We start from the raw sequence: 18,608 nt of genomic DNA, 5'->3' as shown, positions 1-18,608 counted from the left end.
GATTTTGTTGTCTCATTGCAACAATAGCCGCAATGCAATTCTCTCACAAAGTCACTGGAGAAATATATTGTTTTTTATTTAATGACCAGTGTACGGGCATCCAGCATTTGATGCCGCACGGTACGATATTTGCTGACGAAATTGAAAGAAATAGGGGGGTATGTTGCCACCAGTGCCATTTTTGTCACGGACGCAACAATGTTGGCGGCAGATACCCCTGGGGGGTATGTAGGAGAATGCCTACGAACAACGGAAGGAGAAAGCGGGAAACCTGTTACAAAGGATTACAAAGTTTCCCGCCAGGAAAGAGTCAATCAGGCCTTGCCGCCCGCACCGCGCGACCCAGGTCGACGACCGACATGGCATAGAAATAACTGCGATTGTATTTAGTGATGGCATAGAAGTTATCGTTTGCCACCCAATACTCTGTTGCTTCTGCGCCATTTTGTAGGTCGATCAGGCCGTACAGGCGGTCGCCCGGCAGCGCCGCCGCCGTGACCACGCCAGCCGCGCGCAGCTCTTCGGGGCGCAGGGTCGCTTCCAAACCGCGCTCGATAAGCGGTTCCCAGGCGCGTGTCGGCGAGACGTTGGCCGCGAACACGGTCGGGCCGCGGTGCTCGGCATTCCAGCCATGCTGGACCAGGAAATTGGCCACGCTGCCGATCGCATCGGTCGCCGAACCGCGCAGGTCGACCCGGCCGTCGCTGTCGAAGTCGACGCCATACTTGAGAATATTGCTCGGCATGAACTGCGGCATCCCGACCGCGCCGGCGAACGAGCCCAGCAGCGAGAACGGATCGTAGCCGCGCTCGCGCGCCAGCACCAGGGTATTGGCCAGCTCCTCGCGGAAGAAGGCCTTGCGTGCGGCCTGGTTGGGCGCTTCCGGATAGGCGAAGGCGAGCGTGGTCAGGCTGTCCAGCACGCGGAACTTGCCGGTATCGCGGCCATAGATGGTCTCGATGCCGATGATGCCGACGATGATCTCGGCCGGCACGCCATAGGCGGCCTCGGCGCGCGCCAGGGCCTCGGCATTCTCGTTCCAGAAGCGCACGCCGGCGCGGATGCGGATCGGCTCGATGAAGCGCGCGCTGTAGGCTTGCCAGTTCTTCGGCTTGCCGGGCGGCGCCGGCTTGACCAGTTGCACGGCGCGGTCGATGAAACGGACCTGGCCGAACAGGGTATGCAGCGCCTCGCGGTCGAAACCGTGCTGCGTGACCATCTCTTCGATGAACTCGCGCACCGGCAACCACTCGACGAAGTTCACGTGTTCGGGGTCCTGGTCGGCCGCAAGCGTCATGGCGGCTTGCGTAGCGGTGGTCTGGGGAGCGGCGAGGGCATCGCCATGCGCGCCGGCGGCAAGCGCGAGCGCGGAAAACAGGATTGCGATCGATTTCATCTGACTTGCGACAATAAGCTCTTCAAGGTGGCGGTAAGCCGGGGATCGGTTGTCGGAGGCGCGTAGCGCCAGGCGCTGTAACGACGCAGGAATTCCTGCGCCGCCGCGCGCGATGGCGGCGCCAGTTCGGCGGCGGCGACCCGCGCCGCGTAGGCGCTCGGTCCTTCGTGCTGCGCGCGCGCCAGGCCCAGCTGGCCGAGACGCTTGCACAGGGTCGAGTATAGAGCATCGACCGGGTGGATTTCCCGGCGCCGGCGCAAAAAGACCAGGGAGGCGAGGCCAAGCGCAACAGACGTTAGCACAGCGATAAAAGGCCAGCCGGACAGCTTGCGCTGCAAGTCGCGCACGACGGCGCGCTGGCGCTCGGGCGTATAGTTGAGCACCCACTGGTTCCAGCCATTGTTGACGGCGCTGACGGCGTTGCGCAGCTGGGCCAGCCAGGCATTGGCGCCGCCCTGGAACGGATTCATGCCGCGCAGCGCCTCGATGCCGAACGGGGCCGGGCGCGGCACCGAGGCGTCCAGGCCGCGCCGCACGCGCTCGGGCGCCACCGCCGCGGTCGGGTCGACCCGCTGCCAGCCGATCCCCGCGATCCAGACTTCGGCCCAGGCATGGGCATCGGACTGGCGCACCGTCATGAAGCCGTCGAGCGGATTGATCTCGCCGCCCTGGTAGCCGGTCACCACGCGCGCCGGCACGCCGGCCGCGCGCATCAGGAACACGAAGGCGCCCGAATAGTGTTCGCAAAAGCCCGAGCGGGTGCCGTACAGGAATTCGTCGACCGTGTCCCGGCCCAGCAGCGGCGGCGCCAGCGTGTACTCGAACGGCTGCTCGCGGAACTGCGCCAGCACGGCCTCGACCCTTTGCACTGGATCGGGAAGCCGGCGCAGCGCCCGCCCGGCGGCCAGCGCGCGCTGGTTGAAGCCATACGGCAGCAGCAGCCAGCGGCGGGCGTCGTCCAGGGTCGGGCCGCCCTGGAGAACGAATTGCAGGTGCGAGCTGGCGCGATAGCGCACGCGGCTGGAGAGCGCGTCGCCGGCGGTCAGCTCGAACTGCGGCGACAGGCGCAATTCGTGGCCCGCCACCTGCGGCAGCTCGCCCGGCATCTCCAGCGTAAACACCCAGCGCGACTGCGAGGGCTCCAGCGTGACCTCGTAGTCGATCGGTTCGCCGTGCACCGCCAGGTGCAGGTCGCGGCCGGAGGCCTGGCTGGCGCCGCGCGACCAGGTCAGGCCGTCGAAGAAATCGAGCACCGGGCCGCGCCAGTAGAGCTGGGACTGCACCGGGGGCGGCGTCAGGAAGCGCACGCGAAAGGCGGGCTCCTCTGACAGGGCCAGGTTCGACATCTGGCCCGGCGCCATCGAATCCGACAGGCCCGAACTCGGGCCGCCGCCGTCGCCCGGCATGGTCCACAGCGGGCCGTGGATGCGCGGGAAGACCACGAACAGCACGATCGCGATCGGCAGGGCGAAGGCCAGCGTGCGGCCGGCCATCGCCAGGCGGGTGCGCAGCGGCGGCACGCTGCCTGCGAACTGGAACGACAGCTGGGTCGCAAGCAATAGCAGCACCGAGGCCACGGTCAGCAGGGCGGTGCCGATGCCCTGGGAATAGAAGAAGTTGGTCAGCACCAGGAAGAAGCACAGGAAGATCACGACGAACAGGTCGCGCCGCGCATGCATCTCGAGCATCTTGAAGGCGACCAGCAGCACCAGCATCGCCACTCCGGCATCCTTGCCGAGCAGGGTATCGTAGCTGAACTGCACGCCGGCCATCGCGGCCACCGCCACCGGCAGCAGCACCAGGGCCGGCGGCATGCGCTTGCCGCGCAGGGTGATCGCGGCGCGCCAGGCCAGGGTGGCGCCGCACAGCAGCGAGACCCAGAGCGGCAGGTGCAGGGTATGCGGCGCCAGCACCAGCACCGCGCTGCCCAGCAGCAGCAGGGTGTCGGCCTTGTCGCGGGTGAGCGGCGTTGCAAGCAGCTTCATGCCGCGCCCCCATTGTCGTTCTTGAGCTCATGCAGCGCCAGCGCGCGCAGGCAGGCCGCCTGGTGGGCCGCGCCCAGGGCGGCATCGAAGCGCAGCGCGCCGAGGCGGAAGGCATAGGGCAGGGCGCGGCTTTCCGCCTCCAGCACCCAGCGCGTCAGGCGCGACAGGCGCAGCTCGAGGTCGAGCGTGGCCGGCAAGGCATCGAAGTCGAGCACCAGCTCGTCGCCGCCACCGCCCTCGAAATGCTTGGACACCAGGGCGCCGCCGATGTTGGGATCGAGCCGGGCGATCTGGCGCCAGGCCAGCTGGCGCGGCGAATCGCCGGCCTGGTAATTGCGCACGCCGGCGAAATCGTCGTGGCCGGCGGCGCGCAGGCTGCTGCCGCTGCCCCCGCCCAGCGGCAGGCTCGGCGCGCCGTCCTCGGGACGCGGATAGACCAGGGCGCGCGCGGCGGGACGCCAGTAGCTCCAGGCGGTGAACAGGCCGAGTGGAAAGCGCGTCGACAGTTTTATCCGGGCCGGCGCTACCCAGCCGCGTTGGACGGTCGGCACCGACAGGGTCAGGATCGCGTGGGTGCCGGGCGCGATGTCGGCCACGTGGCGTGGTTCGGCGATATCGGAAAAATCGGCTCGGATGGCATAGCGCGCCAGGCGCGTGCGGTTGAAGACCTGCAGCTCGAACTGGACTTCCTGGCCGGCGAATACGGGCGCGACCCGGCCCTGCTGCAGGGCCAGGTGCGCCAGGTTGCGGTAGGTGGCGACCATGTCCACCAGCGCGCACGAGAGCGCGAGAAAGGTCAGGCCGAAGCCCAGGCCCAGCGCATAATTGATCGAGCCGATCAGCAGCACCGCCATCAGTACGGCGAAGCCCAGCCCCGCCCGGCTCGGCAAGATGAACACGCGGCGCTGCCTGAGCACCACCTCGCCGGCGTCCAGCTTGCCGGCGCGCGGCAGCCAGGCGCCGGTCGCGCGGCGCAGCCGCCCCCGCAGCCCCCAGACCTTCTGCCGCGCCTGCGCCATCAGACCGGGACCGCCTTCTGCAGCTGCAGCACCAGGTCGCGGCTGGCCAGCGCGGTGCCGTGGGCGGCGCGCAGGGGCCGCAGGCGGTGCGCGCAGACCGGCACCAGCACGGCCTGGATGTCTTCCGGGATCACGTGGTCGCGGCCTTCCAGCGCGGCCCAGGCGCGGCCGGCCTGGAGCAGGGAGATCGCGGCGCGCGGCGACAGGCCCTCGGCGAACAGGCCGTTCTGGCGCGACGCCTGGGCCAGCGCCTGCACATAGGTGACCAGGCTGTTTGATGCGTGGATCTCGCGCAGCTGGCACTGGGCCTGCGCCAATTCTTCGGGCAGCATGGCCGGTTGCAGTGTCTTGAGCATGCTGCGCCGGTCTTCGCCCATCAAGAGCGCGCGCTCGGCGGCGGCGTCCGGGTAGCCCAGGCTCAGGCACATCAGGAAGCGGTCGAGCTGCGATTCGGGCAGCGGGAACACGCCGACCTGGTTGGCCGGGTTCTGGGTCGCGATCACGAAGAAAGGCTCGGGCAGCGGCCGCGTGACGCCGTCGGCCGACACCTGGCGCTCTTCCATTGCCTCGAGCAGGCCGGACTGGGTCTTGGGCGTGGCGCGGTTGATCTCGTCGGCCAGCAGCACCTGGGTGAAGATGGGGCCGGGATGGAACACGAACTCGTTCTTGTCGCGCTCGTAGACCGAGATGCCGGCCACGTCGGCCGGCAGCAGGTCGCTGGTGAACTGGACCCGGTTGAAGCGCAGGCCGAGCGAGATCGCCAGCGCATGCGCCAGGGTGGTCTTGCCCACGCCCGGCAGGTCGTCCAGCAGCAGGTGGCCGCCGGCCAGCAGGCAGGTCAGGGCCAGGCGCACCTGCTGGTCCTTGCCGACCACGACTTCGTTGACCTGGCGTGCGACGGCGTGCAGTTTGTTGAACATGGATTTTCCGTGGGTTGGTCGATGCGTCGTTCGGTTGCGTCTGCGACGGGGGCGGCCGAGCGGGGCCGCGGCCTGCCGTGGTAGATTAGCGCCATTGGCAAGCTTCATGCCCTGGCAAGCGCCAGCCGTTCCAGGGGATTCTATGCGAGAACGGCGACACAGGGTGTGAATGGATGAGCATAGTCGGAGACGAGAGCACCATGAGTACAGCGATTTACAGCCACCCGGACTGCCTGCGGCATGAAATGGGCAGCTGGCACCCAGAATCCCCGGCCCGCCTGCAGGCGATCGACGACCAGCTGATCCTGGCCCGGCTGGACGGGCTGATCGAACAGCGCAGCGCGCCGCTGGCCGAGGTCGAGCAGGTGCTCCGCAATCACACGCAAGGGGCGCTGGCGCTGGTGCGCGACCACGTGCCGGCCACGCCCGGCGACTACTACCCGCTCGACGGCGACACATCGCTCTGTCATTACAGCTACCAGGCGGCGCTGCGCGCGGCCGGCGCCGCGGTGGCCGCCACCGACGACGTCATCAAGGGCAGCGTCTCGAACGCCTTCTGCTCGGTACGCCCGCCCGGCCACCACGCCACGCCGACCGAGCCGATGGGGTTCTGCCTGTTCAACAACGTCGCGATCGCGGCCCGCCACGCCCTCGACGCCCACGGTCTCGAGCGCGTGGCCATCGTCGATTTCGACGTCCACCACGGCAACGGCACCGCCGACGCCTTCCGCGACGAGCCGCGCGTATTGATGGCCAGCTTCTTCCAGCATCCGTTCTATCCCTACAGCGAGGTCGAGCCGGTCACGGCCAACCGCATCAATGTACCGGTGCCCGCGCGCTGCGACGGCGACGCGGTGCGCAAGCTGGTGCAGGAACACTGGCTGCCGGCCCTGCACGCCTTCAAGCCGCAGATGATCTTCATCTCGGCCGGCTTCGACGGCCACCGCGACGACGACATGGGCGGCATCGGCCTGGTGGAGGCCGACTATGCCTGGATCACGCGCCAGATCATGGCGGTGGCGAAGGAACACGCCGGCGGGCGCGTCGTCAGCTGCCTCGAAGGCGGCTACGACCTGTCGGCGCTGGGGCGCAGCGTGGTGGCGCACCTGAAGGTGATGGCCGACCTCGAGTAGGGCGTCGGTTCCGGTCGCGGAACTCAGCGGCTCCTCGCGCGCACTAACGCATATCCGGCCTTGGTCCGGCTTGCGTAGAGGAGACGAAGATGAACAAGAAGCAGACCCTGTGTGCGCTCTGCCTGCTCTCGGCTGCCGGCATCGCCGAAGCAGCCAATTACACCCTCTGGATCAACGGCCGCAACAGCGGCGGTACGCCCGGCAACTACGCCGACTTCCGCTACTGGGGGCCGGACACCACGCCCGCCGGCGTCAACAAGCAGGCCGTCAACTGGGATGGCTACAGCAGCATCGCTTCGCAGAGCGGGCGCGTGCGCGACGCGCTCGACTGCTTCTGCACCGGCCAGAACTGGTGCTATATCGCGGCCTACAGCGCGGGCGAGATGCTGCTGGGGTACACGTTGGCCAATTTCGGCGGCACCACGCGCGCGATCAAGAACGCCACGGCCAACGGGGACGGCGTCTGCGGCGACGCGGGCGGCGTGCAGGGCGGCTGGAACATCAAGTGGGTGAGGGTGGCGTCGGGCGCCTCGGGCGGCTCCGAACTGGCCAACGCCGGCGCCTGGACCACCTCCGAGCCCTTGGTGCAAGACCTGCGCACCGGCACGGCGCGCGCCATGTACAACCACAACGACACCCGCAATATCTGGTTCTACCGCTACGCCGGCGCGCGCGGCACCGTGTATTCCTTCCTGCTGCCGGGACAGGACGACGAGGTCGTGGCCTACCACAGCAGCGGCGGCGCGGCCGGCAACTCCGGCCGCACGCTCTGCAATCCGGGCGACTGGTTCTGCGACGACCTGCGCTATGGCACCGAGCCGAACCAGGGCGGCAGCGTCAAGTGGAGCTGGCACTCGGTCGCCTTCCGCGACGACCGCGAAGACTTCGACCACTACGGCGACGGCAACTGGGAGGGCATCATCGGGGTCGTGCGCCAGGCGATGGTCGATACCGCCAACTAGGGGATCGGCATGCGTTGGCGTTGGCCGGCCGCGGCGGGCGTGGCAGCCTGCATCGGCCTGGGGCTGGTCGTCCTGGTGGACGAAGGCGAGGCGGTGCCCGACGCGGCGCAGGCGCCGCCGTCCGCGCATCCCATCGCAGTTGCTCCGCCCGTCGCGCCCACGCTCGAAGACCGCGCCGCGCGCCGGCGCCGGCTGGTCGAACAGGTCCGCCTGACCGACCACACCTATTGCAGCTACCTGGCGCATTCGCGCTATCCGCACGAGTCGCGGCCGGCCGGCCACCATCCCGACCAGCTGTACCCGAACCAACCGCTGCTCGAGACCAATCCGATGCGGGCCGAGGGCGGCGACAGCCATCCCGACGTCCAGCTGCAGACCGCGCAGTCGCGGGTCTACCTGGCGGCGGGCGAGCAGGCCAATTTTTCGCTACGCGCGCTGGACGGGAGCGGCCAGCCGCTGCCGCTGGTCGTCACGCGTGCGCTGGCCCAGGGCATGACCTATGGGCCGAGCCGGCCGGCGCCGCGGGTCGCCGTGCCGTTCGCCGACCATGACGGCGCCTGGCGCGGGACACTGGCGCCTGCGGAGAACGCGCTGGCCGGGTTCCACGGCACCATCCGGCTCGAGGTTCGCTACCAGGCCGGCGGCCGCGAAGGTGTCGTGCTGTTCGACGTCATCTATTCGCCGCAGTCGCCGGCCACCTGGAGCGGTGCGCCGCGCGAGGCGGTCGAGGGCGGCGCGCTGCAGTTCGCGCTGCCGCTTGACGTGCGCCTGCCCGGACGCTACGTGGTCACCGCCCGCGTCGACGATGCGGCCGGCCGGCCGTTCGCGCTGGCCACCTTCAACGAGGTGCTGGGGCAAGGGGCGCAGCAGGTGCTGCTCAGGGTGCACGGCAAGCTGCTGCACGACGGCACGCCGCGCCTGCCCTTGACGCTCCGCGACGTCGAGGGCTATCTGCTGCGCGAGAATCTCGACCCCGACCGCCTGCTGTTGCCGCGCCTGGAGGGAAAGGTGTTTGCCAGCCGCACCCGTTCGCTGGACGGCGTGCCGGATGTCGAATGGCAGAGCGAGGAACGCAGCCGCTACCTGGCCGAGTATGCGAAGGACCGCGCCGCGGCCCGTGCGCGGCTGGCGCGCTTCGATCCGCAGGCGACCTTGCCGCCGGCCGACTGCGGACAGGATCAGTAAGGAAGCAGGGGCAACTGCTCGACCATCGCCGACACCACGATGGCGCAGCACAGCATCAGCACGCCATACCAGCGTGCCAGCGACCGTTTCAGTTTTTCCCTTACGCGCATTCCCATCTCCGTCTTGTGCAGGCAAGAGGGCAGTGTGCGCGCGGAATATGTCATCAGTGTTGCAATAGCTCAACGATGTGCGCGATGGAAAGAGGCCTTGTGGCTGCGCCGCTACGTTTGTGTCGACGCTCAGCGTAAAATAGCGCCTTGGACGAAAGATTAAGAGAGCAATAGTATGTCGATTCAATGGTTCCCTGGCCACATGAACGCGGCCAAGCGGGAAGCGGCCGAGCAGATGGAAAACATCGATCTGGTGATCGAGGTCCTCGATGCGCGCCTGCCCGAGGCGAGCTGCAACCCGCTGGTGGAAGAGCTGCGCAAGTTCCGCCAGCGTCCCTGCCTGAAGGTCCTGAACAAGATCGACCTGGCCGACCCGAACGCGACCGCCGCCTGGAAAGCCTATTACGATGCCCAGGATGGCGTGACCGCCTATCCGATGACGACCAAGAAGCCGGCCGACGTTGCCCGCATCCCGGACCTGGCCCTGTCGCTGGCCCCGCACCGCGGCGTGCCGACCAAGCCGCTGCGCATCATGATCATGGGCATCCCGAACGTCGGCAAATCGACGCTGATGAACGCGCTGCTGAAAAAGCGCGTGGCCAAGGTGGGCGACGAGCCGGCCGTGACCAAGACCCAGCAGCGCCTGTACCTGAACAAGAACGTGGTGCTGGTCGACACCCCCGGCATGCTGTGGCCAAAGATCGCCATGGCCAGCGACGGCCTGATGCTGGCCGCCAGCCACGCGATCGGCACCAATGCGCTGGTCGAGGAAGAAGTGGCCGAATACCTGGGCGAGCTGCTGCTGCAGCGCTATCCGCAGCTGCTCACGGCGCGCTATGGCTTCAAGACCGAGGGGATGGACGGCGTGGCCGTGATCGAGGGCGTGGCCCAGCGCCGGGGTTTTCGCGTGCGCGGCGGCGACTTCGATTACGAGAAAGCTGCACATACCCTGTTGCAGGATTACCGCCAGGGCGCGCTGGGCCGCATCAGCCTCGAGACGCCGGAATCGCGCGCGGCCAGCCTGGCCCAGCATGAGGCCGAGATGGCCGAGAAGGCCCGTATCGCGGCCGAGAAGGCCGCCGCGAAAGCCGAAGAAGCGGCGCGCGGCAAGCGCGGGACGTAATTAGTCAGGTTCGTGACCCACGTAGGGTGGACGGCTTGCCGTCCACGCGTCCAACTCACGCCGGCGCGGCCCCGAACCTGAAACTCGACACCGTCAAATTCCCCATGAACGCGTCTTCATGATAGACGCAGGCCGCGGCTTCCCGCTCGGCCGCCCCCAGCGCCACCATCAGCGGGATCAGGTGTTCCTCACGCGGATGCGCCGCCCGCGCCATCGGCGCCGTATCCCAACGCAGCAAGGCCTGTTCGCGTTCAGCTGGATCGAGATCGAGCAAGGTGCGCTGCAGCCAGCCGTCGAAGGCTTGCGAGGCCTCGCGTCCATTCGGCCCGAACTGGCGCAGGTTGTGATACGACAGCCCGCTGCCGATGATCAGGATGCCCTCGTCGCGCAGCGGCGCGAGCGCGCGGCCCGCCGCCAGGTGGGTGGCCGGATCCAGGTCGCGCCGGATCGACAGCTGCACCACCGGCATGCGCGCTTCCGGATAGACCGGGTACAGCATCGAGAACGTGCCATGGTCGAATCCGCGTTCGGCATCCAGCGCGGCCGGGTGGCCCGCGGCCTCGAGCAGGTCGGCCACGCGCCGCGCCAGCGCAGGCTCGCCCGGGGCCGGGTACTTCACCTGGTAGGTATGCGGCGGGAAGCCGCCATAGTCGTAGATCATGCCTGGCGCCGTGCCCGACGACACCATGAACTGCGGCGTCTCCCAGTGGGCGGTCACGACCAGCACCGCGCGCACCGTCTCTCCAGCCTCGGCGCGGAGTGCGGCCAGCGAGTCCGCCAACTGGTCGTAGGCCGAACCGTATTGCTCGCGCATCCACGGCCAGGGGCCGCCGCCATGCGAGACGAAATAGGTGGGCAAGGTGGGTAAGCGCGCCATGATCGCTCCTGTCGGGCATTGAAACGGTCATGTTAGCCCAAGCGGCGAGAGCTTGCCGGCGGCCGGGCAGGTCGCACCTTGTCAAGGTATAATCGCCCCGTTTTGGTGCTCTCGCGCGCATCCTGGTGCGCGAAGTTAAACGGGAAACACGACATGGCCGCGCCGCGCGCCGTCATGGAAGTGTGCTGCCCCCGCAACGGTCAACAAGCGCCGCGCCCCCATTCAAGAGGCGTGGCGGGCGGTCTCGACAACCACTGTGCCAGTGTACATCCTGCGCAGGAAGGTGAGGCCGTCATGCTTGCCAGCCCGGATACCGGCCAAAGCAGGTGGAAGCGCCAGGCGCTTCTAGTTGACTCCGGGCTGCGGGGAAGCAGGCCGGTGCCTTTTATCGAGAACACATTCATCATGATTTTTGCTGCCGCACCGCGCCGCGCGCCACTCGCACTGGCTTGCGCATCCGCCCTGTTCGCCCTCGCCACCCCGGCGATCGCCCAGGATAACTTGCCGTCCGTCGTCATCACCGGCCCGCGCTTCCCGGCCCAGGCCACGCCGATCGGCGCGACCGTCATCACCGCCGAGCAGATCCGCAGCGCCGGCGCCACCGACGTGAACGGGGCGATCCGCAAGATCGGCGGCGTGTTCGGCCGCCAGAGCCTGGACGGCTCGCCCGACTTCGGCCTCGACCTGCGCGGCTTCGGCACCAACAGCGCCCAGAACACGGTGGTGCTGGTCGACGGCGTGCGCCTGAACGAGAACGAGCTGGCGCACACCGTGCTGTCGACCATTCCCGTGGACACGGTCGAGCGCATCGAGATCACGCGCGGCGGCAGCAGCGTGCTGTATGGCGACGGCGCCACCGGCGGCGTGATCAACATCGTTACCCGCCGCGGCGCCGGCGCGGGAACGCACGGTTCGCTGTTCGCCGAAGCCGGCCGCTTCGACCACCGTGACCTGCGCGCCTCGGTCACCCACGGCGCCGGTCCATGGTCGTTCGACGCCGCAGTAAGCGACCGTAGCACGGATAACTACCGCGACAACAACAAGTACGAACAGACCAGCTTCAGTGGCGGCGTGCAGTATGCCTACGCCCCGAACGGCCGCGCCGGCCTGCGTTTCGAAAGTTCGCGTTCCGATTCGCGCCTGCCGGGTTCGCTGACGGAAGAGCAGTTCCTGACCATTCCGACCCAGAGCAATACGCCGAACGATTTCGGCTCGCTCGACACCGACCGCGTGACTGCCTTCGTCGAGCACCGCATCGGCGCGTTCGAGCTGGCGGCCGAACTGTCGCACCGGGAGCGCGAGGTCGCCTCCACCTATATCTCTCCCCAATTTGGCACGACTGCTTCGCGCTACGAGGCCGAGCAGACCCAGTTCTCGCCGCGCCTGCGCCATACCCTCGACCTCGGCGACAAGCGCAACGAATTCGTCACCGGCATCGACCTGATCCGCTGGGACCGCAAGGTCACGTCGACCTACTCGGCCGGCGACGCGCGCCAGGACTCGAAAGCCTTCTACCTGCGCGACGAACTGCGCTGGAATGCGCCGCACAACGCCCGCCTGGCGGTCGGCGGCCGCCATGAGCGCTTCGAGAAGGACTACAGCGACCCGCTGGCGTTCCCGCCAGTCCTGGGCGAGCACCGCAAGCAGTCGCTCAACGCCTGGACCGTGGAAGGCAGCATCGACGTGATGCCGCTCGTGACCGTGTTCGCCAAGGCCGGCCGCAGCTACCGCATCGCCAACATCGACGAGAACTCCTACCGTTCGACCCTGGACGTGCTGGAGCCGCAAACCTCGCGCGACCTGGAACTGGGTGTCAGTGCCGGCCTTGATGCGCGGAAGGTGACTGCGCGTGTGTTCCGCCACCGCCTGACGAACGAGATCTTCTACGACCCGACCATCGGCTTTGGCGCCAACACCAACCTCGATCCAACCCGCCGCCAGGGCGTGGAGCTCGAAGGGCAGGCCGTGTTCGCCGACGCCTGGCGCCTGACCGGCGCGTGGCAGTACGTGCAGGCCGAGTTCCGCGACGGCCTGAACGCCGGCCGCGAGATGGTGCTGGTGCCGAAGCACGTCGTCACCGCGCGCCTGGCCTGGACGCCGGGCGACGGCCAGACCGCCGACATCGGCGCCCAATGGGTCGACAGCCAGCGCTACGGCAACGATTTCACCAATGGCTGCAGCACCCGCATCCCGTCGTTCACCACGATCGACGCCCGCTATGCGCGCCGCTTCGGCCCGTGGGAGGTGGCGGTGTCGGGCCTGAACCTGGCCGACCGCCAGTACTACAGCCAGGCCTTCAGCTGCCGTGACGGCATCTATCCGAGCGATGGCCGCCAGCTGAAACTGTCGCTGCGCTTCGACTTCTGAGGCCATGAAGTCCGCGCTGGCGGCCGTGCTGGCCGCAACGTCAGTCAATGCGCTGGCGGCGATCGCCGTCGTCGACGACGCCGGGCGCACGGTCACGCTGGCGCGGCCGGCGCAGCGGGTGATCTCGCTGGCGCCCCACGTCACCGAGCTGCTGTTCGCGGCCGGCGGCGGGGCGCGCGTGGTCGGCGCCGTGGACTACAGCGACTATCCGGAGGCGGCGAAAAAGCTGCCCCAGGTCGGCAGCTTCAACAAGATCGATGTCGAGCGCGTGCTGGCGCTGAAGCCCGACCTGCTGGTGGTCTGGCAGAGCGGCAACCGGACGCGCCAGCTCGAGCAGCTGTCGCGGCTGGGAATTCCCGTCTATTACAGCGAGCCGAGCCGGCTGGAGCAGGTCGGCGACAGCCTGCTGCGCCTGGGCCGGCTGCTCGGCACCGAGCCCGCGGCCCGGCGGGCTGCGCACGACTACGGGTCGCGCATCGCCGCGCTCAGGACGCGCTACGCCGGGCGTCCGCAGGTAGGCGTGTTCTACCAGGTCTGGGACCGCCCGCTGTACACCCTCAACGATGACCATATCGCCAGCGACATCCTGCGCCTGTGCGGCGGCCGGAACCTGTTCGGCGCCCTGAAGACGATCGCGCCCGAGGTCGGACGCGAGGCGGTGATCGAAGCCGATCCCGAAGTCATCCTGGTCGGCAAGCGCGACGATCCCAAGGATCCCGGCTGGAAGATCTGGCAACCCTACAAGGGCATGACGGCGGTCAAGCGCGGCAACCTGTTCGAGATTGATGGCGACCTGACCAGCCGGGCAGGGCCGCGCACGGCCGAGGGCGCCGCCCGCGTCTGCGCGCTGCTCGAAGAAGCGCGCGGGCGCCGGCCTTGACTATTCACGACGGAGGCGTAGATTGAAAGTCACCAGACCCTTGTTTCAGCCGTAAGCAAATGCAAAAAATCGTGCTCCTGGGACAGGGGAACCGCAAAAAGTGGTAATCTCGCGGTCGTTCGTTCATTCTTTTGGAAGGATTTTATGCGCACCCTGCGTTTCGCCCTCGTTGCCGCTGCCCTGGTCGCCGGTTTCGCCAATGCCTCGCCGACCAATCCTCAGGTTGGCGCCGAATACACCGTGCTCGCGAACCCGCAGCCGACCCAGACGGTCGGCAAGAAGGTGGAAGTGGTCGAATTCTTCGCCTACCACTGCGGCGCCTGCAACGCGTTCGAGCCGACCCTGGTGAACTGGACCAAGAAGCAGGGTGACAACATCGTGATGCGCCGCATCCCGCTGCCGTTCCAGGGCGCCAGCGATCCCGAAGCCCGCCTGTTCCTGACGCTCGACGCCATGGGCAAGCTGGAGGAGTATCATCATCGCGTGTTCCGCGCCGTGCACGTCGAGCGCAAGCGCCTGATGAAGGACGACGACATCATCGCCTGGGCCACGTCGAACGGCCTCGACAAGGCTAAATTCATGGAAGCGTGGAACTCGTTCGGCGTGCAGACCAAGCTCAAGCGCCTGCCGCAGATCGCCGAAGCGTACAAGGCCAGCAGCACCCCGACCGTCGTCATCGACGGCAAATACGTCGTGTCGCCGGCAACGGTGGCGCAATCCAACAAGATCCAGGACATGGGCCAGCTGATGACGGCGACCGGCCAGGTCCTCGATGCACTGGTGGCGAAGGCAGCCAAGGAAAAATGACCGATAAAGTCGAAGGCGAGATCCTCAAGATTTACGAAGGGTCCCGGCCCAAAGAGGAAAACTTGTTCGAGACCAGTAACGTGAATCACCTCGCGTGGACGCTTGCGCTGATCTTCGTCCTGACCACCGTCTGGTTCGGCATTGCGCTCGTCCATGCCGAAAACCAGCGCCATGCGATGGCCTCGAACCTCTGTCCTGATCAAGTGTTCAAGGAGGGGTTCGACCAGAAGTGCCTGCTGACCGTGCGTTCGCGCGATCACTGGTGGGAGCATCTCTGGTACGGCGTGACGCATGTGCGCTCGCACCCCGATCACGACGGCCGCATCGATACCCGCAAGTAATCCAACACGGCGTCCCCTGCGGACGCCGTTGTCTTATTCAGCTATCCGCGGCGTGACCGCGTACGCGCAGCGCCGCGCACCGCTCAGCTGGTGCTCGATCCGTACCACCTTCACGTCCGGGCCCAGCACCCGCTCGAACACTCCCAGCTCCGAACGACAGAAATCCTGGCACGTCGCCGCCGCCGCGCAGATCGGACAATGGTGTTCGACCAGCAGGACGCCGCCATCGTCCTGCGGCTGCGCCTCGGCCATATAGCCTTCTTCGTCGCGTACCCGGGCCAGGGCTTCCACCCGGCGCGCCAGCGGCGCGTCCGGCGCCACCTCATCGAGCCGGCTGCGGTACAGGGCTTCGCTGGCCTGCTCGCGGGCGGCGATCAGGCGTTCCATGGCTGCCGGCCCGAACAGCGCCTGCACCTGTCCAATCAGGTCGACCGTCAGCTCCGCATGGCGGTCGGGAAAGCGGGCATGGCCGGCCTCGCTCAAACTCCAGCGCCGCACCGGGCGGCCGACCTTGCCGCTGCTGTCATGGCTGTCCACCAGCCCCTTGTCTTGCGCCTGGTCCAGGTGGCGGCGCACGCCCATCGACGTCAGTCCCAGCCCATCGGCCAGGGCCTGCGCGGTCTGCGGTCCGCGCATCTTGAGCTGCAACAGGATGCGGTCCGGCGTGTTCATGCGTTCTCCAGGTGGGGATGCGGACTGCGCGCGCTCCAGCGGCGCAGACCCACCGAGGCCCAGACGGCGAGCAGGCCGCCGACGACCAGCACCAGGCGGGTATCGACCAGGGTCAACACGGCGCCGGCCAGCGCCATCAGGATATTCGCCAGGCAGAAGATGGTCGACAGCAGGGCCATCACCGAGCCCTGGCCGTGCGGCGCGAACTCGTCCGCCGCCCAGGTCTGCAGCGCGGTGTTGTAGAAGGCGTGCGGTGCGCCGAACAGGAGGATGCCGGCGATGCCGATCCACAGGTTGCCGAAGCCCACGCACAGCACGGCGGCGGCCGCCGCGGCCGCATACCAGCCGGCGCGCAGCCGTCCCTCGACCCGGCTGGCATGGCCGGCGAACAGTGCGGCCATGGTCATCAGCGCGCACATGCCCATATTAACGATGGCGATCTGGCGCGCATCGTAGCCGCCCACGTCCACCAGCCACAGCGGAAAGAACTCGTACAGCGACGCGACGCCGCAGCAATAGGCAAGGTGCACCGTGAACAGGGTGCGCAGCGGCGGATGGCGCAGCAGGGTGAGGGCGTGGCGCTCGCGCGCGACCGTCCACCAGCGCTGCCGCTGCAGGTGGGCTTGGGCGGGCGTGGCCGGGATCGAGACCAGCACGCCCAGCGTGCCGAGCAGCAGTGCGCCGGCGGCGATGTAGAAGGGTACCGCCGGCCCGAGCGCCATGGTGAAGCCGGCCAGCATTGGGCCGACCAGCCAGCCCAGGTTGAACGAACCGTTGAGCCACGACAGCGCGTGGTTGCGGAGCGGCCCCTTGATGCGCTCGATGACCAGCGCCCGCATCACCGCGCCATTGCCCTCCAACAGACCGGTAAAGAAGCGCGCCGCCAGGAACAGTGGATAGGATTCCATCACCATCGCCACCGCCGTCAGCAGGTGGCCGAGCGCGGCGCCGGCGGTGGTCATGAGCAGGGCGCGGCGCCGGCCGAAGCCGTCCGACAGCGGACCCAGTATCGCACTGCCGATCAGCAGGCCGACCGGGTTGATCATGAGCGCGATCCCCAGCAGCAGCTTGGGCGGCAGGCCGAGGAAGCTGTTCAGTCCATTGACATTGCCGTCGGCGAACAGCGGCGCCAGCATCGGGTAGGGGAGGGAGGCGCCGACGGTGGACAACAGGCCCAGGCCGCACAGGGTGCCGATCAGCAGGCGTTCGTTCATGGCAATGATGAAATTGGCAACCCGCCCAGCTTACGCCCGGCTCGACAATAAGTAAACGAATTCGTTTATTTATCTGTCCGGGCGTCCGGCAGGGTGATGACGAAGCGCGCGCCGCCCAGCTTCGATGTCTCGACCTGCAGGCTCCCGCCATGCAACACCACGGCCTTCTGCGCGATCGACAGGCCGAGCCCGAAGCCGCCGGTGGCGCGGTCGCGGCTGCGGTCGAGGCGGTAGAACGGGTTGAAGATCCTGTCGCGCTCGTCAAGGGGGATGCCGGGGCCGTCGTCGTCGACCGCGATCTCGACGCCATCGGGCGTTCTCTGCGCCGACAGCACGATCCGTCCCTGCGCATACTTCTGGGCGTTGCGCAGCAGATTGCCGACCGCACGCGCCAGCAGGCGCGCATCGACCTCGATCGTGCCCAGCCCGTCCGCCAGCTCGCAGGCCACCTGTTGCAGCGAGGGCGGCAGGGTGGCGCAGCAGTCGCGCAGCAGGACGTCCAGGTCGACCGGGGCGCGCTGCAGGGTGCGCGCGCTGTCGAGCTTGCTCATATCGAGCAGCTCCTTGACCAGGTTGTTCAGTTCGGACAGGTCGCCCTCCATCGCGGCGATGCGGCGGCTCAGCTCGGGATCCCTGGCCTTGGCGTCGAGCAGCTCGAGCGCGAATTCCAGTCGCGCGATCGGCGTGCGCAGTTCGTGCGACACCGAGTGCAGCAGGCTGCGCTGCGATTCCATCAAGTCCTCGATGCGGCCGGCCATGTGGTTGATCCGTTCCGCCAGCGGATAGACGGCGTCGGACGGTTTCAACCGGGCGCGCACCGACAGCTTGCCGGCCCCGAATTCGTCCGCCATGCGCGACAGCGACTGCAAGCCCTGCCAGTGCGAACGCGACCACAGCGCGATCGGCAGCAGCAGGGCGATGGCGACGATCACGTAGCGCAGCAGCTCCATCTTGAGCGCCTGCCCGATATCGATCGGCAAGTCGTGGGCGTGCAAGACTTCGTCCTGGCTGCCGATATAGCGTTCGCCGTCCAGGTCGACCCGCCGGTACAAGGATTTGCCGGCCACGTCGATCACGATGTTTCCCCGTTCGAGCTCGGCGCGCTGGCCGGCGCCGAGGGCGTCCAGCGCCTGGGCCAGGGGCATCAGGTCGTAGCGCACGTCGGACACTTCGCGCACATTGTTCAGGCGGCTCAGCCATTCGTCGCCGGGCGCCTGGTCCACGTATTGTTCGAGCAGGAAGATCTGGGCCGCTGCCTGGCGCCGCGCGATGTCGTCCAGAGGGTCGCCGAACAGGCGCGCGAACGCGAAATAGATGACGAAGGTGGCAGCCGTGATCGACAGCATGACGAGCACGAAGAAGCGGAAGAATATCCGGTTCACGGGCGCGTCCTGGGTAACTGTCGGTCTGGCGGTGGTGCCGGCTGCATGGTTTCTCCTCGGGCACGAATTGTACAGGCGCAATGGTGGTACCGGTAATCCAAAGGAGAGAGCAGACAGCGCGGCTTACAAATTGACGACAATTGGCCGACATCTGGAGGGTGCATGACAGGAGGCCGAACGATTACCATCTTTCCCATCATCAGGTTTTCCGTTTGCCCACCTGATGCGCCAGCAA

The 18,608-nt window shown here is 67.6% G+C and carries 16 protein-coding genes and 1 riboswitch; of the genes, 8 read left to right on the top strand and 8 right to left on the bottom strand.

Features of this window, described 5'->3' with window-relative positions; all coding sequences use genetic code 11:
- Nucleotides 1-310: 310 nt before the first annotated feature.
- The 4 genes from mltB to J3U95_RS09225 are packed head-to-tail and all read right to left on the bottom strand — an operon-like array spanning nt 311 to nt 5,320.
- Entirely contained in the window at nt 311-1,396 is a 1,086-nt protein-coding gene (gene mltB / locus J3U95_RS09240; RefSeq protein WP_208278319.1) for a lytic murein transglycosylase B, read from the bottom strand.
- Nucleotides 1,393-3,381, bottom strand: a complete 1,989-nt coding sequence (locus J3U95_RS09235; RefSeq protein WP_208278318.1) for a transglutaminase TgpA family protein — start codon at nt 3,379-3,381, stop codon at nt 1,393-1,395. The genes mltB and J3U95_RS09235 overlap by 4 nt, the downstream gene beginning before the upstream one ends.
- Nucleotides 3,378-4,400 carry a DUF58 domain-containing protein gene (locus tag J3U95_RS09230; protein WP_208278317.1) on the bottom strand — a complete coding sequence of 341 codons (1,023 nt, stop codon included), beginning with the start codon at nt 4,398-4,400 and terminating at the stop codon, nt 3,378-3,380. Before J3U95_RS09230 ends, J3U95_RS09235 begins: the two co-directional genes overlap by 4 nt.
- The gene (locus J3U95_RS09225) at nt 4,400-5,320 is read right to left on the bottom strand and encodes an AAA family ATPase (RefSeq protein ID WP_208278316.1); all 921 of its coding nucleotides are present in this window, start codon (nt 5,318-5,320) and stop codon (nt 4,400-4,402) included. The genes J3U95_RS09230 and J3U95_RS09225 overlap by 1 nt, the downstream gene beginning before the upstream one ends.
- Before the next feature lie 200 nt (nt 5,321-5,520).
- Here J3U95_RS09225 and J3U95_RS09220 point away from each other — a divergent pair, with 200 nt between their 5' ends.
- From J3U95_RS09220 to ylqF, 4 genes are all read left to right on the top strand, one after another.
- Nucleotides 5,521-6,453, top strand: coding sequence for a histone deacetylase family protein (locus tag J3U95_RS09220; RefSeq protein ID WP_208278315.1), 933 nt, complete (start codon nt 5,521-5,523; stop codon nt 6,451-6,453).
- Nucleotides 6,454-6,542: 89 nt separating this feature from the next.
- A complete protein-coding gene (locus J3U95_RS09215; protein WP_208278314.1) occupies nt 6,543-7,415 on the top strand; it encodes a hypothetical protein in 873 nt (290 codons plus the stop codon).
- A 9-nt stretch (nt 7,416-7,424) separates the two neighbouring features.
- Entirely contained in the window at nt 7,425-8,600 is a 1,176-nt protein-coding gene (locus J3U95_RS09210) for a hypothetical protein (protein ID WP_208278313.1), read from the top strand.
- Nucleotides 8,601-8,885: 285 nt separating this feature from the next.
- Nucleotides 8,886-9,833, top strand: a complete 948-nt coding sequence (gene ylqF / locus J3U95_RS09205; RefSeq protein WP_208278312.1) for a ribosome biogenesis GTPase YlqF — start codon at nt 8,886-8,888, stop codon at nt 9,831-9,833.
- 55 nt (nt 9,834-9,888) lie between these two features.
- Here ylqF and J3U95_RS09200 read toward each other — a convergent pair whose 3' ends face one another.
- Nucleotides 9,889-10,710: a DODA-type extradiol aromatic ring-opening family dioxygenase gene (locus tag J3U95_RS09200; protein WP_208278311.1), complete on the bottom strand. Its 822-nt coding sequence runs from the start codon at nt 10,708-10,710 to the stop codon at nt 9,889-9,891.
- An 86-nt stretch (nt 10,711-10,796) separates the two neighbouring features.
- A riboswitch (cobalamin riboswitch) is annotated at nt 10,797-11,046 on the top strand.
- A 69-nt stretch (nt 11,047-11,115) separates the two neighbouring features.
- Here J3U95_RS09200 and J3U95_RS09195 point away from each other — a divergent pair.
- The 4 genes from J3U95_RS09195 to J3U95_RS09180 all read left to right on the top strand — a co-directional run bounded on the left by J3U95_RS09195 (nt 11,116) and on the right by J3U95_RS09180 (nt 15,105).
- Nucleotides 11,116-13,077: a TonB-dependent receptor family protein gene (locus J3U95_RS09195; protein WP_229519733.1), complete on the top strand. Its 1,962-nt coding sequence runs from the start codon at nt 11,116-11,118 to the stop codon at nt 13,075-13,077.
- A 4-nt stretch (nt 13,078-13,081) separates the two neighbouring features.
- Complete coding sequence (locus J3U95_RS09190; RefSeq protein WP_208278310.1) at nt 13,082-13,957, top strand: cobalamin-binding protein; 876 nt, start codon at nt 13,082-13,084, stop codon at nt 13,955-13,957.
- A 144-nt stretch (nt 13,958-14,101) separates the two neighbouring features.
- Nucleotides 14,102-14,764, top strand: coding sequence for a thiol:disulfide interchange protein DsbA/DsbL (locus J3U95_RS09185; protein ID WP_208278309.1), 663 nt, complete (start codon nt 14,102-14,104; stop codon nt 14,762-14,764).
- Nucleotides 14,761-15,105 (top strand): hypothetical protein, encoded by a 345-nt coding sequence (locus tag J3U95_RS09180; RefSeq protein ID WP_208278308.1) that lies wholly within the window; start codon nt 14,761-14,763, stop codon nt 15,103-15,105. Before J3U95_RS09185 ends, J3U95_RS09180 begins: the two co-directional genes overlap by 4 nt.
- Before the next feature lie 33 nt (nt 15,106-15,138).
- Here the strand turns inward: J3U95_RS09180 and J3U95_RS09175 are convergent, their stop codons facing one another.
- The 3 genes from J3U95_RS09175 to J3U95_RS09165 all read right to left on the bottom strand — a co-directional run bounded on the left by J3U95_RS09175 (nt 15,139) and on the right by J3U95_RS09165 (nt 18,373).
- Entirely contained in the window at nt 15,139-15,777 is a 639-nt protein-coding gene (locus tag J3U95_RS09175; protein ID WP_208278307.1) for a helix-turn-helix transcriptional regulator, read from the bottom strand.
- Entirely contained in the window at nt 15,774-16,991 is a 1,218-nt protein-coding gene (locus tag J3U95_RS09170) for an MFS transporter (RefSeq protein WP_208278306.1), read from the bottom strand. The genes J3U95_RS09175 and J3U95_RS09170 overlap by 4 nt, the downstream gene beginning before the upstream one ends.
- 65 nt (nt 16,992-17,056) lie before the next feature.
- Complete coding sequence (locus J3U95_RS09165; RefSeq protein WP_208278305.1) at nt 17,057-18,373, bottom strand: ATP-binding protein; 1,317 nt, start codon at nt 18,371-18,373, stop codon at nt 17,057-17,059.
- Nucleotides 18,374-18,608: the final 235 nt, after the last annotated feature.

This window comes from Massilia oculi, assembly GCF_017582745.1.
GTDB lineage: Bacteria > Pseudomonadota > Gammaproteobacteria > Burkholderiales > Burkholderiaceae_D > Telluria > Telluria oculi_A.
This window is presented reverse-complemented; position numbering and strand designations above follow the sequence as displayed.